The sequence below is a fragment of the Marivivens sp. ABH4_498 genome (assembly GCF_056160585.1).
Genome location: NZ_JBSWXL010000001.1, coordinates 181116 through 195561 on the forward strand (window position 1 = coordinate 181116; position 14446 = coordinate 195561).

Sequence of the window (14446 nt, forward strand, 5' to 3'; positions counted from 1 at the left end):
CCCCCTTCAATCTGTCGTTCTACGATTTAAACTGCCACGTCCGAGTCGGAAAGATAAGGCTATAGAATGCCCAAACCAGATCCCTTTGGCTTTGACATGTCCGTGTCAGCCGCAAAAAAGAAAAATCCACGTGGCCGCCGCAGCATGTCTGGCGCCGTGGAATCCTCTAATCGCGTCTGCGACCATGACGGTTGCGAAGAAGCAGGAAAATATCGCGCGCCCAAATCGCCCGATGTGTTGGATGAATTCCTGTGGTTCTGCAAAGAACACATTCGCGAATATAACCTGAAATGGAATTTCTTTGACGGCACAACCGAAGCCGAACTGAATGCCCAGATGTCCAAAGACAAGGTGTGGGAACGCGAAACCAAACCGTTCAAAAAATCGGTCGAGGAAAAAGCTTGGGAACGTCTGGGCATTGACGATGCGCATCAGGTTCTGGGCGGCAATGCAACGCGTAACCCTGCGAAAAACGGTGGCGCGACCCGCCGACTGCCCGCGACCGAACGCCGTGCGCTAGAGGTGCTGGACGCCAAAGACACAATGACCAAGGCCGAAATCCGCAAGATTTACAAAGCGTTGATCAAAGTGCTGCACCCCGACATGAACGGCGGCGACCGCAGCCAAGAGGAACAATTGGGCGAAGTTGTCTGGGCATGGGACCAGATCAAGGTCAGCCGTAGTTTCAAAGATAAATAATCACCGCAGGCGGGCGAACAGGCGATCCTGTTCCGTCCGCCAGCACCGCATCATCAGATGTATTGCCCACAGGCCCGCGATCCACATGGACGCCGCCCATGGTGATCCGATAATCAGCATCACAATCGCAAACGGGCCAAACATTGTGCCGAATACCGGCAACATGAATGATCCGGCGATCAGTCCGACCAATGCGGTGAACCACAGACCGCCAACGATTGCCTTTGCCACGCCGCGCAGGCCGCAATGACCGAATAAATCGCTGGCGATACGCAGCGCCATATACCCGCCTGACAACGACACAGCGACGATCCAGATGCGATATTGGACCCAAGCGTGATCGGCACCGAATGTTTCGATAGCCTGTAATCCCATAATTGCGCTTAGCCCAATCGCGGTGACAAAGGCGCACGCAAGATTGCGGTCACCTAATGTCAGCGGAACAAACCCCTGCAGGTTTGCGATGGTCGGGGCGACCCTATGGCGCAAATTCCAGTCCATGTCGGTTTTCTGTGACAGATTGCAGGGTCAACTGCGACCAAAATCTTAGAAACGGACTGTTTCACCTTTGCGACCATTCGCGCAGGATACGGAAAACATGACAATGCCCCCTTTTACTCAGCGCAACTCCGGCTATGTTGCTGGCAAAGATATTTGAGACGCAAGGAAGGTTGAAATGCTCGACCAAAACGCAAAGCCGACCGAAGAAATCGATGTACGCGAAGTCTTTGGCATCGACAGCAATATGAAGATCAAGGGCTTTGCCGAACGTACCGACCGCGTTCCTGCCATCGACCCGACGTATAAATTCGACCGTGATACGACTTTGGCCATTTTGGCCGGTTTCGGCTACAATCGCCGCGTCATGGTTCAGGGTTATCACGGCACAGGTAAATCGACCCACATCGAACAGGTCGCTGCCCGCCTGAATTGGCCCACCGTGCGCGTCAACCTAGACAGCCACATTTCCCGTATCGACCTGATCGGCAAAGACGCGATCAAACTGAAAGACGGCAAACAGGTCACCGAATTCCACGAAGGCATCCTGCCTTGGGCGCTGCGCAACCCGACCGCGATTGTATTCGACGAATACGACGCGGGCCGCGCAGACGTGATGTTCGTGATCCAGCGCGTTCTGGAAACCGACGGCAAACTGACCCTGCTGGACCAGAACGAAATCATCACGCCGAACCCGTTCTTCCGCCTGTTCGCCACCGCGAACACCGTAGGTCTGGGCGACACCACGGGCCTGTACCACGGCACCCAGCAAATCAACCAAGCCCAAATGGACCGTTGGTCGCTGGTCGCCACGCTGAACTATCTATCGCACGACGCGGAATCGGCGATCATCCTGTCCAAGGCGCCGCACTACAACAACGAAGAAGGCCGCAAAACCATCAGCCAGATGGTCACCGTTGCGGACCTGACCCGCACCGCGTTTATGAACGGTGATCTGTCGACCGTTATGTCGCCACGTACCGTGATTGCGTGGGCTCAGAACGCGGAAATCTTCCGTGATGTTGGGTATGCGTTCCGACTCACCTTTATGAACAAATGTGACGAACTGGAACGCCAGACCGTTGCAGAGTTTTTCCAGCGCTGTTTCGATCAGGAACTGCCTGAAAGCGCGGCAAGCATCGCGATCTAAAACAGTAGATCAGAACAAAATCTTAGAACGGCCTACACTTTCGGGTGTGGGCCGTTTTCCGTTCGGATCACCCCACGGGTGCAGGCGGATAGGTTTGGCACGTTTACGTTGATCGTCACAAAACTGTCATGTTTGCTTAAAACATGACCACTTTGAAAACTCTCTTAGTGACCCTTTTGTGGCTGACGATGACGACCCCATCCCATGCCGCAAGTGCGATGTCCGAAGACCCTTTGCGTCTGTTTGCGACCTGTTCGGGTCGGTTGTCCGCGCATTGGGAACATCAGTGGCTGGCAAATGATCTGGAACCACGGATCGAACAATCACAGCGCGATCAAATGAATGCGCTGATTTTCACGCTGCTTAGCGACGAAACGGCATCAGACGTTTTGAACTGGCGCATCAATGCAAAACACGCGCATGCCCGCCTGTTGACGCAGGCCAGTTTTTCATTTGACCCCGAAGCAGCGGATTGGGCGCTAAAACGTGCCCAAGAAGAAGTGGAATCCTGCCTTGGTCTGATGCTGAACTGACATCCCCCACTGGTCATCCGATATATCGCGGTCTAGATTACCCCCGACGACAAAGTGGACCGCAAAGATGAAGCAATCAGACAACCCCGCCGACCCGTTCAAAAAGGCTTTGGTTGAAGCAACCAAGGTGATGGCGGACGATGCCGAATTAGCGGTCAACTTTACGGTCGACCCTCCGGGTTTGACCAAAGATTCCATGCGTCTACCGCAGGTCAGCCGCCGCATGACCAAAGCCGAGGTTTTGCTGGCACGTGGCACCGCGGATGCGCTGGCGCTGCGCCATAAATTCCACGACCCGTCGGTTGCGGCACGCTATGCGCCGCAGGGCCAATTGGCCCGCGATATTTTCGACGCCATGGAAATCGCCCGCACCGAAGCGGTCGGCGCAAAATACATGCCCGGCACCGCCAGCAACATCGACGCCAAAATCGAAGTCGAAGCATCGCGCAAAGGTTACGACCAGATCACCAACATGAGCGAGGCCCCGCTGGCCGTCGCCGCTGGCTATCTGATCCGCCATCTGGCCACGGGCCGTCCGCTGCCGAAAGGCGCGGAAAACGTCATGGACCTGTGGCGCGGCTATATCGAAGATCAGGCAGGCGGCACTCTGGAAAATCTGGCCGATGCGCTGGACGATCAGAAAATGTTTGCGAAATTCGCCCGCCAGATCATCGACGATTTGGGGTACGGCGATCAGCTGGGCGATGACCCCGATCAAGAAGACGATCAGGACGACGGCGCTGAAGAAGACGCCGAAGAAGAAGAAAACCCAGATTCCACCGGCGAGGATGAACAAGAGGATCAAGAATCCGAAGCATCCCCCGAACAACAACAGGAACAGCAGCAGGACCAACAACAGGCCCAAGTCAGCGCCGATGACATGGCCGAAGACGAGCTGAGCGAAGAAACCGAGATGCCAGAGGGCGAAGCCCCGATGGATCCACCCCCTCCTCCGCCTGTGTCGGACGCTGACCCTGATTATCTGGTCTACAACAGCGAATTCGACGAAGAGGTCGGCGCAGAAGATTTGGCAGAACCCGCCGAACTGGAACGCCTGCGCGCCTATCTGGACCAACAGCTGGAACCGCTAAAGGGCGCGGTTTCGCGTCTGGCCAACAAACTACAGCGCCGCCTACAGGCGCAGCAAAGCCGCAGTTGGGAATTCGACCGCGAAGAAGGCATTTTGGACGCAGGCCGTTTGGCGCGTGTGGTTGCGAACCCGACGACTCCTTTGTCGTTCAAAGTCGAAAAAGACACCGAATTCCGCGATACTGTCGTGACGCTATTGCTGGACAATTCAGGGTCCATGCGGGGTCGCCCGATTTCTATCGCGGCGATCTGCGCCGACGTTCTGGCCCGCACGCTGGAACGCTGCGCGGTCAAGGTCGAGGTGCTGGGCTTCACCACCAAAGCGTGGAAAGGCGGCCAATCGCGTGAACAATGGCTGAACAACGGACGGCCCTTGCAGCCTGGCCGTCTGAACGACCTGCGCCACATCGTTTACAAATCCGCAGACGCCCCAATGCGCCGCACCCGCGACAATCTGGGCCTGATGATGAAAGAGGGTTTGCTAAAAGAAAACATCGACGGCGAGGCGTTGGAATGGGCACACCGCCGCATCATGGCCCGCCCCGAACAGCGCAAAATCCTGATGGTGATTTCTGACGGGGCGCCTGTGGACGATTCCACCCTATCGGTGAACCCAGCCAATTATCTGGAAAAACACCTGCGCGACGTCATCGCCATGGTCGAAAAACGCAAAGCCGTCGAACTGATCGCCATCGGCATCGGCCACGACGTGACCCGTTACTACGACCGCGCAGTGACCATTACGGATGCAGACCAATTGGCTGGTGCCATCACTGAACAACTGGCCAGCTTGTTTGACAGCGACCCGCGGGCGCGGGCCCGCGTGATGGGCATGAAACGCGCTGGTTAATTCATATTCAGAAAGGAACGCGTAGCCGTGTTTCAAACATTCGACGTGCCGTTTTCCGGCGCCCAAGGTCCATCGCGTTTGGCGGCCCTGCGTGCGCAATTTTCTGATCACGAAATCGACGGGTTTCTGGTACCCCGTAGCGATAAATATATGGGCGAATATGTTGCGCCCTGCGATGAACGGCTGGCATGGCTGACTGGATTTACCGGATCTGCGGGTTTCGCTGCGATCCTGTCTGACATTGCCGGCGTGTTCGTCGATGGCCGCTATCGTTTGCAGGTCCGCGATCAGGTTGCGGATGTGTTTACGCCCGTCGACTGGCCAGAGGTCACATTGGCCGGCTGGCTGAATGAACATGCCCCATCGGCGGTGATCGGCATTGACCCTTGGCTACATACCGTCCGCGATGTCGACGCCCTGCGCCAAACCGCGAAAAACGTGACGTTGAAGTATGTGCCCAATTTGGTCGACGCCATTTGGACCGACCGCCCCGATGCCCCTACCGCCGCGTTTTTTGTCCAACCGTTGGAATACGCAGGCGAAGATCACGCATCGAAACGGGCACGCATCGCAGCAGAGTTGCGGGACGCGAATGTGCGTGCAGCCGTCCTGACCCAGCCCGATTCAATCGCGTGGATATTGAACATTCGCGGCGCGGACATTCACCACAATCCCGTCCCGCAATGCTTTGCCCTGCTATTTGCCGACGGCACATGCCACCTGTTCTGTGATCCCGCCAAAACTACCCATATCATGGATCATCTGGGCCCAGACATCGCAGTCCTACCGCAAAACGCGTTTATCGCGTCACTTGCCGATTTGGACGGCCCGGTTTTGATCGACCCAGCCACCTGTCCTGACATCATCCGCAACAGTTTGGGTGATATTGCGCAGATTGGCAGCGATCCCTGCGTTCTGCCCAAAGCCTGCAAAAACGCGGCTGAATTGCAGGGCGCACGCGATGCACATCTGCGCGATGCTGTGGCGATGTGCCAATTCCTACATTGGTTAGATGGCGCGGCGGGCATTACGGAAATTGACGTGGTCAGCAAACTGGAAACATTCCGCCGCGATACCAATGCGCTGCGCGATGTGTCCTTTGATACCATTGCAGGATCAGGCCCGAATGGCGCCATCATCCATTACCGCGTTACGCGCGACACGAACCGCGAACTGCAAGACGGTGATCTGATCGTCGTGGACAGCGGCGGACAGTATATCGACGGCACAACGGATATCACACGGACGATTGCCATTGGCACCGTGGGCGATGATGAACGCGATTGCTATACCCGCGTGCTACAGGGCATGATTGCGATCAGCCGCGCACGTTTCCCCCATGGCGTTGGGGGAAATCATCTGGACGCTTTGGCGCGGGCGCCGTTGTGGATGGCGGGGCTGGATTACGACCACGGAACGGGACACGGTGTCGGATCGTTCTTGTGCGTTCACGAAGGCCCCCAAGGGTTGTCCCGCCGCGCAGAAACGCCTTTGACCGAAGGTATGATCCTTTCTAACGAACCGGGCTATTATCGCGCTGGCGCCTTTGGTATACGCATCGAGAACCTGATCGCCGTGCAGCCTGCACCGCAGCTAGACACAGGCGATGCGCATCGCAGCCAGCTGTGTTTTGAAACGCTGACTTGGGTTCCATTAGATCGGCGGTTGATTAACACCGCCATGTTGTCCCGCGACGAATTGACGTGGATTAACAGTTATCACGCGACGGTACTGGACAAGGTTGCACCAAACCTGTCACCTGCCGTCAAAGTCTGGCTCGAAGCGGCATGTGCGCCGCTTTGACGCCTGATTGTCATATGTCGCCCGTATGGTGGCGACACATTTTTTAAAGGAGAAGCCAACATGGCCGATCACATCACCATCCGTCCAGCTGGCGGAACCTGGGTCGTGCGCGCCGGTGGCGCAGTATTGGGAGAAAGCTCTGACGCGCTCGAATTGATCGAAGGCGACATGGCGCCCGTAATCTATTTCCCACGCAGCGATATCGCTATGGCATTTCTGGATGCGTCCGACGCGACCAGCCACTGCCCCTACAAAGGCGATGCCAAATATTTCAACATCGTCGCCAAATCCGGCCCGATCAAAGACGCCGCATGGACCTATGAATCGCCATCTGCGGATGTCGCACAGATCAAAGACTATTTGGCGTTCTACACCAGCAAAGTTGCCGTCGAACAAGTCTAAGCGTGTTCTTCGGCCGTGACCGCCGATAGGGCACGGTTAAACGCACGCAACGCATCCACATGAAACAAGGCGCCCTGCACATCCGGTTGGGCGTCTTTTTGCATTCTGACCACGGGAACAAAGCTTTGACCGGCTGTTTCGAACAGCGGCATGGCCGTGTCCAACGTTGCGTCGATGTCGACATAGATGCCCTGCTGAACCAATTCCTGACAGGCGTCGAAATCCGCCGCGCGAGGGTGATCGTTTGACCGCATCACGGACGCAATGGCAAAGGTGGACAACAGATAGGCCTGCGGCCCTGCCGCGATGGCCACGCCGCGGCGGTTCAACTGCGTCAGGAAAAATGACCGTGACACCAACCGCGATGTCAGCGCCGTCGATGCGGCAACAGCCACCAAAACCGCCAAACCTGTCTGCCAGTCGCCCGTAAATTCAAAAACGATAACAGCGGTGGATATCGGCGCCCCTAACACAGCCGCCGCAACCGCGCCCATTCCTGCCAAAGCATACAGCGTCGCGCTGCCGGACATGGACGGGAATAATGCAGTCGCGACCAGCCCAAAGGCCAACCCAGACAGCGCCCCAACGACCAAAGAAGGCGAAAAAATACCGCCCCCCATGCGCCCACCAAAGGTGACAGCGACGGCGATCACCTTGACCACCGTAAAAACGACAGCTTGCCAGAAAATCAACTGCCCCGCCAAAGCGTCGGATGTGATCCCATACCCAACGCCGATAATGTGCGGAAATTTCAACGCGATAACGCCCAGCAGCGCGCCCGCAAAGGCAGGGCGTAAATACCGCGGGATGCCAAATTTCTTTTGCAATTCGGTTCCGACAGCCTCGGCAAAGAAAATGCTGCGGATCAGGGCGAAACCAACAATGCCGGACATCAAACCCAGCAGCAGAAAGGCGGGCAATTCGACATAAAATTCCAAAGCGGTCGTTGACGGCAATGTATATTCGGTCACATCGCCCAGAATGATGCGGCTCACCACGGTGCCGGTCACAGAGGCCAACACAATCGGTGCAAAGGCCCGAACCGCGAAATGGCGCAACACGACCTCTAGCGCGAATAAGGCACCGGCGATGGGCACGTTAAAGCTGGCTGAGACGCCCGCTGCGACGGCACAGCCCAACAAATCGCGCCCCGTTATGCCATCCGCCTTTAGCCATTTGGCCGCCGTCGTCGACATCACAGCGGCAAGGTGGACAACCGGACCTTCGCGACCAGAGGATCCGCCCATAGCCAAGGTAACAAAGCTTGCCACGGCCGAGGCGATGCCCTCTTTGCGTTCGACGCGCCCATCGTCCAGTGCGGCGCCTTGGATGACGTCCGCCACCGCGCGGACACGGCCATCTGGGGTAAATCTATCCAGAACCAATCCCACGATCAGTCCGCCGACGATCGGGATCAAAATCACCCAATACCATGACAGGCTCGCCGCAGACCGATGTAGCGTTTGAATGTGGTCGGTTTGATACAAAAAGGACTGCAAAGATTCGATGCCGACCCGAAACCCAACGGCAATCAAACCGCCGGCGATCCCAATACATAAGGCAACGATCCATATTTTGACCGCAGCAGGGCCACGAAATCGCATTCCACCCCATGCGCGTCTGGCGTCATTGACGGATACAGACCAAACGTCACCCCAGAATCGATTACTGCCTTGCGCCATTTTCCTGCCCTTTTGCGCCTGTGTTAACCGATTCACATGGCCAAGATCATGTTCAAACCGACAATTGCCTCATCTTTAAACGGCAGGGTGCACATAAATTAATCAAAAACAGGGATGTTTTTCGCATCTGTTCCGAAATTAGCCAGAAACTTTAACAAACCGTTACACGTCGGGGGTACCCTGAAGGGGTATTAAAGAGAGTTATTCCTTCTGACCTTCGGGTCCAAAACACATAGTGCGTTCTGACAATCGTGAGTGGCTGTTGGTTCTTTTTTCCAGAAATATCAGGCGGGCCTAGTGCCCGCCTATTTTCTTTGGATCAGTTCGTTGCTGCGGAAATAAGCGCATTGGCCGCCGCGCGCGCCTCTGTCGTGATGCGATCGCCCGAAATCATGCGCGCGATTTCATCAACGCGCGCATCATCATCCAATGGCACAACCGTCGACAGGGTTTGCGTGTCTGTCTGCCGTTTTTCAACGCGCCAATGGTGCTGACCCAATGCTGCAACCTGCGGCGAATGCGTGACCACCAACACCTGCCCGGCTTTGGCAATGCTGGCCAAACGGCGACCAACGGCATCTGCCGTGGATCCGCCAACACCGCGGTCGATTTCATCGAAAATCATCGTGACGCTGCTGTCTTCGTCGGTCAGGCACACCTTGAGCGCCAATAGAAAACGGCTGAGTTCGCCACCAGACGCGATTTTATTCAGCGGCCCTGCCGGCGCACCTGGGTTTGTTGCAACGGTAAAGGCGACCTCGTCGCGGCCCTCTGGCCCCTCCTCGGTCGCCGTGACAGTCGTCACGAACACAGCGCGTTCCATTTTCAGTGGCGCCAGTTCTGTTGCCATCGCAGCATCAAGCCGCGCCGCAGCAGCCGTACGTGCGGCAGTCAATTCCGTCGCTGCGGCATCATACGCCGCCTGAGCCGCCGCCATAGCGGTTTTCAACGCCGCGAGGTCACGTTCGCCGCCATCAAGCAGCTCGAGCTTTGCCCGCAATCCATTTGCATGTTCGGCCAGATCATCGGGCTGAACATTATATTTGCGGGCCAGACCACGAATGGCGAACAACCGTTCTTCTGTCAGTTCCAAATCGGCGGGATTAAATTCCAAAGCATCAAGGCAATCTTCGACGCCGCGTTGGGCATTGCCCAATTCGTCCATCGCGCGAGCAAGAGCCGCGAGAGGAGTATCCAGACGGCCTTCGGCTTTGTCGGCGGCGCCATCGAGCCAGCGCATGGCATTCGACATAGCGCCCTCTGCCCCGTCATAGCTCAACGCATTCAAAGCCTGCGCCACGTCATTACGAATCTTTTCGGCACCTTGCATCAGCCGGCGTTTGGTATCCAGTTCGGCCTCTTCACCCGGTTGAGGGTCAAGTTTGTCCAACTCGCCCACCGCATGGCGCAAGAATTCCTCTTCGGCGCGGGTTTCGGCGATCTTTGCCTCTGCGGCCTCTAATGCCTTGCGTGCAGCAGCAACGCCCCGCCATGCCGAACGGGTTGCGGACAAAAGCGTATCAACCTTGGCAAAACTATCTAACAAAACGCGATGACCCCGCGGGTTCAGCAGCCCACGATCATCGTGCTGACCGTGCAATTCGATCAACACCTCGGACAGTTTGCGCAATACCTCGCCCGAAACGCGGCGATCATTGACCCACGCGGTTTTGCGGCCTTCGGCGGTATTCACGCGGCGCAGAATCAATTCATCGTCGGCTTCGATTCCAGCTTCGGCCAAAATCGGATTAGCAGGATGATCGGGGCCTATGTCGAATTGCGCGATGACTTCGCCCTGTGCCGCCCCCTGTCGCACCAGATCGGCACGTCCGCGCCAGCCCAAAACGAACCCGAGCGAATCCAGCAGGATCGATTTACCCGCACCCGTTTCACCGGTCAGCACGTTTAGACCGGGTTGGAATTCAAGCTCCAACCGGTCGATAATCAACATATCACGAATATCTAGTCCGCGCAGCATGGGTCGCCTATTGGATTATAGCCATTCACCACGGATCATCTGGCGATAAACGGCTGCCAGCCAGCTATCCCCGATGAGGTTCGGTTGCAGCCCGTTTTCAGTCAGCAAAGCGTAAGTATCCGCGTACCATTCGGTGGACTGATAATTATGCCCCAGAATCGCACCTGCGGTTTGGGCTTCGTCGATCAGGCCCAACGACAGATAGCTTTCGACCAAACGATGCAGCGCCTCTGGTGTGTGGCTGGTTGTTTGGAATGCCTCTACCACGACGCGGAACCGGTTGATCGCGGCCTGATAATGACCACGTTTTAGATAATACCGACCAATTTCCATTTCCTTGGCGGCCAGATGGTCGAACGCCAGATCGAATTTCAGGATCGCGGATTGTGCGTAGTCGCTATCGGGATAGAGTTCGATAACGGCACGCAGCGCCTGTAGCGCCTGGAACGTCAGACCCTGATCGCGGCCGATTTCGTCGATTTGATCGTAGTATGACAGCGCCAGCAGATATTGCGCATAGGCCGCATCATCAGAGGCCGGATAGACATCCAGATACCGTTGCGCCGCTGACCGGCTGTTTTCGTAATCTTTGTCTTTGTGATACGAATAGGCCTGCATAATCAGCGCACGTTTCGCCCATTCCGAATAGGGATACAGGCGTTCAATTTCACCGAAATAAAACGCAGCATCATCCGCCTGATTGCGGTCCAGTTCGAATTCGCCGCGCTGATAAATTTCTTCGGCTGTATAGGTTTCCAACGCACCTTCGGCGCGGGGATCGTACCCCGAACACCCTGCAATGGCTGTCACAGACAGAACCGCCAATCCAAAAATGGTCCGCTTCAATGGGCCCGTTTTCAGCTGTGCCATGACGATCCTCGACGTTATTGCTCGACATTGGGGCGGTGTTGAACCCGCCCTTTGCACATGGTCTAGCATAGAAAAATGCGGTGCAAAATGCCTTTTGCCTATGACGTGGTCACAGTTCAGGCAACAACCGACAGATCGGCAATATTCACGCCCATTCCGGGCAGACGCGCCGCGATCGAGCTATCACAGTTGACCCAGCGCCACGCGGTCGGTGTGTCAAACAATGCGCATAGCAATTTGTTGGTCAACGCATGTCCTGCGCGATGCCCCGTGTAACGGCCCAAAATAGGCGCGCCGGCGGTGTATAGGTCGCCCAAAGCATCCAGCATTTTATGACGAACAGCTTCGTCGCTGTGGCGTAAACCACCCGGCGACAACACGCGATCCCCATCAACGACGACCGCGTTTTCATAGGTTCCGCCCAAAGCCAAACCAGCCTTGTGCATCGCATCAACATCCGAATTCCGACAGAACGTACGGCTATCGCACAATTCGCGGACAAACGCACCATTCGCCATGTTCAGCGTTTTTTCCTGATGGCCGATCGCAGCATCAGGGAAATCGATTTCGAAATCGATCTGCAACGATGTTGCGGGCGACAAACGCGCAAATGCGTCACCGTGTGCAACTTCGACAACTTCGCGAATTTCAATGGCGCGCAATGGTGCGCCCAGACGGCGCAAACCAGTCGTCACGATTTTGCGCACAAATTCCACCGAACTGCCGTCCAGAATAGGAACCTCTGGCCCGTCAATATCACAGATGACGTTGTGAACGCCCGTTCCTGCCAGCGCTGCCATCACGTGTTCGATTGTCGACACACTGACGCCAGAGGCATTTTCAAGGCGGGTATTTAGCGGCTCTTGAATGACATTTGACCAAATCGCGGGGATCGTCGTATCGCCCGACAAATCAACACGGCGGAAAACGATACCCGTTCCCGCAATTGCAGGACGCAGCACCAAACGGGCGGGTTGGCCCGAATGAAGCCCCACACCATCAAATGCAATTTGAGTATTCAGAGTAGTCTGCACGTATGCCACCTTTCGTTACAGATTAAGTAAAATCTTGGGGCGAAACCCTCAACTCACTCTTTGCAACGGACTGAAACATTCGGGCTGGATGAAGTAAAACACTGTATACAAAGCGAAAAGGCCGCCCAATCGGACGGCCTTTTGACTAATATTTCACCAAACTTAGTTTGCTTGGCGGCGCAGGAACGCGGGAATCTCGATCTTTTCCTGCTCTGGATCAGCTTGTTTTGCCTCTTCGCGGGCTGGCTGAACCTGTGGCTGCGGCTGTGCGCGCGGCGCTGGCTGTTCAGCCTCTTGTGCGCCACCGGTCATGCGACCGATCAACGAATTCAGGCCAAAACCACGGCGCTGCTCAGGCTCTGCCGCTGGGCGGGTCGCCGCAGGTGCAGCTGGCTGTTCAGCCGACGGGGTTTTGTTAACCGCCGCTTGCAGACGCGCCAAAGCCTCTTGGCTTGGTGTACCTGGCGCTGGTGCGCGTGGTGCAACAAACGATTCCGCAGGTGCCATTGTTGGTTCTGCGCGCGGCGTATACGCAGGAGGAGGCAGATCATCCGAAGTATCTTCGAACGCGTCAAATTCCTCTTCCACAGCTTCTGGCGCTTGGAACTGGTCGTCGAACAATGTGCGTTCTTGTGCCGCCTGAACAGGCGCCGCTGCAGGTGCTGCCGCTGCCGCCGCAATAGGTGCTGCTGCCGGAGCAGGTGCAGGCGCAGGTGCTGGCTGTGCGGCTGGTGCTTCGGCCGATACGGTGTTGGTCAGTGGTGCCGACATCGAACGACGTGGCAGCGGAGTATCCGCAACGCCAACCGACGCGTCGATACCAGTCGCAACGACCGAAACGCGCATGTTGCCTTCCATGTTTGGATCCAGCGTGGAACCAACGATGATGTTCGCGTCTGGATCGACTTTTTCGCGAATTTTGTTCGCTGCTTCGTCCAGTTCGAACAGGGTCAGGTCGTAACCACCGGTGATGTTGATCAGAACGCCGCGTGCACCCTCTAGGCTGATTTCGTCCAGCAGCGGGTTTGCGATGGCCTGTTCGGCGGCTTCTACTGCGCGATCTTCGCCAGAGGCTTCGCCGGTACCCATCATCGCCTTGCCCATTTCGTCCATGACGGAACGAACGTCAGCAAAGTCTAGGTTGATCAGACCAGGGCGAACCATCAGGTCGGTCACGCCTTTTACACCTTGATACAGAACGTCGTCCGCCATTGCGAAAGCTTCGGTAAAGGTGGTTTTTTCAGTCGCCAGACGGAACAGGTTCTGGTTCGGAATGATGATCAGCGTATCAACAACCTTTTGCAGGGCTTCAACGCCTGCTTCAGCTTGCTTCATGCGCTTGCCGCCCTCGAACTGGAACGGTTTGGTCACAACGCCAACGGTCAGAACGCCCAGTTCACGCGCAGCCTGCGCGATAATCGGAGCCGCACCGGTGCCGGTGCCGCCGCCCATACCAGCGGTGATGAAACACATATGTGCACCAGCCAGATGATCGACGATTTGTTCGATGCTTTCTTCGGCAGCTGCAGAACCGACAGAAGGACGCGCGCCTGCGCCCAAACCTTCGGTTACTTTGATGCCCATCTGAATTTTCGATACAGCGCGCGATTGCTGCAGCGCCTGCGCGTCGGTATTCGCAACAACGAATTCGACGCCTTCCAGCTGCTGTTCAATCATGTTGTTGACGGCATTGCCGCCAGCGCCGCCTACACCGAAAACGGTGATCCGGGGTTTTAACTCTTCATTCCCGGGCATGGAGAGATTCAATGCCATACTCTGTCCGCCTGTATGTTATGGGGCCCGTCCCATCGGGCACTCTTCACTAATTACCCCCCACAGTAACGTGCCATAAAGGCAA

At 56.3% G+C, this 14446-nt stretch carries 12 protein-coding genes; 6 read left to right on the forward strand and 6 right to left on the reverse strand.

Annotated elements, in window-relative coordinates:
- Positions 1-66 precede the first annotated feature (66 nt).
- Positions 67-699, forward strand: coding sequence for a J domain-containing protein (locus ACXAGA_RS00900; RefSeq protein WP_475115643.1), 633 nt, complete (start codon positions 67-69; stop codon positions 697-699).
- Here the strand turns inward: ACXAGA_RS00900 and ACXAGA_RS00905 are convergent, their stop codons facing one another.
- Positions 700-1200, reverse strand: a complete 501-nt coding sequence (locus ACXAGA_RS00905) for a hypothetical protein (protein WP_475115644.1) — start codon at positions 1198-1200, stop codon at positions 700-702. It lies immediately after the preceding gene.
- A 175-nt stretch (positions 1201-1375) separates the two neighbouring features.
- On the opposite strand from ACXAGA_RS00905, the gene cobS reads away from it, so the two are divergent.
- The 5 genes from cobS to ACXAGA_RS00930 all read left to right on the forward strand — a co-directional run bounded on the left by cobS (position 1376) and on the right by ACXAGA_RS00930 (position 7024).
- Positions 1376-2347 carry a cobaltochelatase subunit CobS gene (cobS, locus tag ACXAGA_RS00910; protein WP_086452015.1) on the forward strand — a complete coding sequence of 324 codons (972 nt, stop codon included), beginning with the start codon at positions 1376-1378 and terminating at the stop codon, positions 2345-2347.
- A gap of 188 nt (positions 2348-2535) precedes the next feature.
- The gene (locus ACXAGA_RS00915; RefSeq protein ID WP_475115645.1) at positions 2536-2880 is read left to right on the forward strand and encodes a hypothetical protein; all 345 of its coding nucleotides are present in this window, start codon (positions 2536-2538) and stop codon (positions 2878-2880) included.
- 67 nt (positions 2881-2947) lie between these two features.
- Entirely contained in the window at positions 2948-4819 is a 1872-nt protein-coding gene (gene cobT / locus ACXAGA_RS00920; protein WP_475115646.1) for a cobaltochelatase subunit CobT, read from the forward strand.
- A 27-nt stretch (positions 4820-4846) separates the two neighbouring features.
- Positions 4847-6622 carry an aminopeptidase P family protein gene (locus tag ACXAGA_RS00925; protein ID WP_475115647.1) on the forward strand — a complete coding sequence of 592 codons (1776 nt, stop codon included), beginning with the start codon at positions 4847-4849 and terminating at the stop codon, positions 6620-6622.
- 60 nt (positions 6623-6682) lie between these two features.
- Positions 6683-7024, forward strand: a complete 342-nt coding sequence (locus ACXAGA_RS00930) for a DUF427 domain-containing protein (protein ID WP_475115648.1) — start codon at positions 6683-6685, stop codon at positions 7022-7024.
- On the opposite strand, the gene ACXAGA_RS00935 is transcribed toward ACXAGA_RS00930, so the two are convergent.
- The 5 genes from ACXAGA_RS00935 to ftsZ all read right to left on the reverse strand — a co-directional run bounded on the left by ACXAGA_RS00935 (position 7021) and on the right by ftsZ (position 14361).
- Complete coding sequence (locus tag ACXAGA_RS00935; protein ID WP_475115649.1) at positions 7021-8706, reverse strand: chloride channel protein; 1686 nt, start codon at positions 8704-8706, stop codon at positions 7021-7023. The two genes, ACXAGA_RS00930 and ACXAGA_RS00935, sit on opposite strands and share 4 nt — an antisense overlap.
- A gap of 319 nt (positions 8707-9025) precedes the next feature.
- A complete protein-coding gene (gene recN / locus ACXAGA_RS00940; RefSeq protein WP_475115650.1) occupies positions 9026-10684 on the reverse strand; it encodes a DNA repair protein RecN in 1659 nt (552 codons plus the stop codon).
- Between the two features lie 15 nt (positions 10685-10699).
- Positions 10700-11554 carry an outer membrane protein assembly factor BamD gene (locus ACXAGA_RS00945; RefSeq protein ID WP_475115651.1) on the reverse strand — a complete coding sequence of 285 codons (855 nt, stop codon included), beginning with the start codon at positions 11552-11554 and terminating at the stop codon, positions 10700-10702.
- Positions 11555-11670: 116 nt separating this feature from the next.
- Positions 11671-12588, reverse strand: a complete 918-nt coding sequence (lpxC, locus tag ACXAGA_RS00950) for a UDP-3-O-acyl-N-acetylglucosamine deacetylase (RefSeq protein WP_475115652.1) — start codon at positions 12586-12588, stop codon at positions 11671-11673.
- Positions 12589-12750: 162 nt separating this feature from the next.
- Positions 12751-14361, reverse strand: a complete 1611-nt coding sequence (ftsZ, locus tag ACXAGA_RS00955) for a cell division protein FtsZ (protein ID WP_475115653.1) — start codon at positions 14359-14361, stop codon at positions 12751-12753.
- Positions 14362-14446: the final 85 nt, after the last annotated feature.

What these genes read in the sequence shown, in the direction of transcription:
- recN (WP_475115650.1), bottom strand. Translation starts at nt 10,684, where the DNA reads ATGCTGCGCGGACTAGATATTCGTGATATGTTGATTATCGACCGGTTG.
- ACXAGA_RS00905 (WP_475115644.1), bottom strand. Translation starts at nt 1,200, where the DNA reads ATGGACTGGAATTTGCGCCATAGGGTCGCCCCGACCATCGCAAACCTG.
- ACXAGA_RS00930 (WP_475115648.1), top strand. Translation starts at nt 6,683, where the DNA reads ATGGCCGATCACATCACCATCCGTCCAGCTGGCGGAACCTGGGTCGTG.
- ftsZ (WP_475115653.1), bottom strand. Translation starts at nt 14,361, where the DNA reads ATGGCATTGAATCTCTCCATGCCCGGGAATGAAGAGTTAAAACCCCGG.
- ACXAGA_RS00900 (WP_475115643.1), top strand. Translation starts at nt 67, where the DNA reads ATGCCCAAACCAGATCCCTTTGGCTTTGACATGTCCGTGTCAGCCGCA.
- cobS (WP_086452015.1), top strand. Translation starts at nt 1,376, where the DNA reads ATGCTCGACCAAAACGCAAAGCCGACCGAAGAAATCGATGTACGCGAA.
- ACXAGA_RS00945 (WP_475115651.1), bottom strand. Translation starts at nt 11,554, where the DNA reads ATGGCACAGCTGAAAACGGGCCCATTGAAGCGGACCATTTTTGGATTG.
- cobT (WP_475115646.1), top strand. Translation starts at nt 2,948, where the DNA reads ATGAAGCAATCAGACAACCCCGCCGACCCGTTCAAAAAGGCTTTGGTT.
- ACXAGA_RS00915 (WP_475115645.1), top strand. Translation starts at nt 2,536, where the DNA reads ATGACGACCCCATCCCATGCCGCAAGTGCGATGTCCGAAGACCCTTTG.
- ACXAGA_RS00935 (WP_475115649.1), bottom strand. Translation starts at nt 8,706, where the DNA reads ATGGCGCAAGGCAGTAATCGATTCTGGGGTGACGTTTGGTCTGTATCC.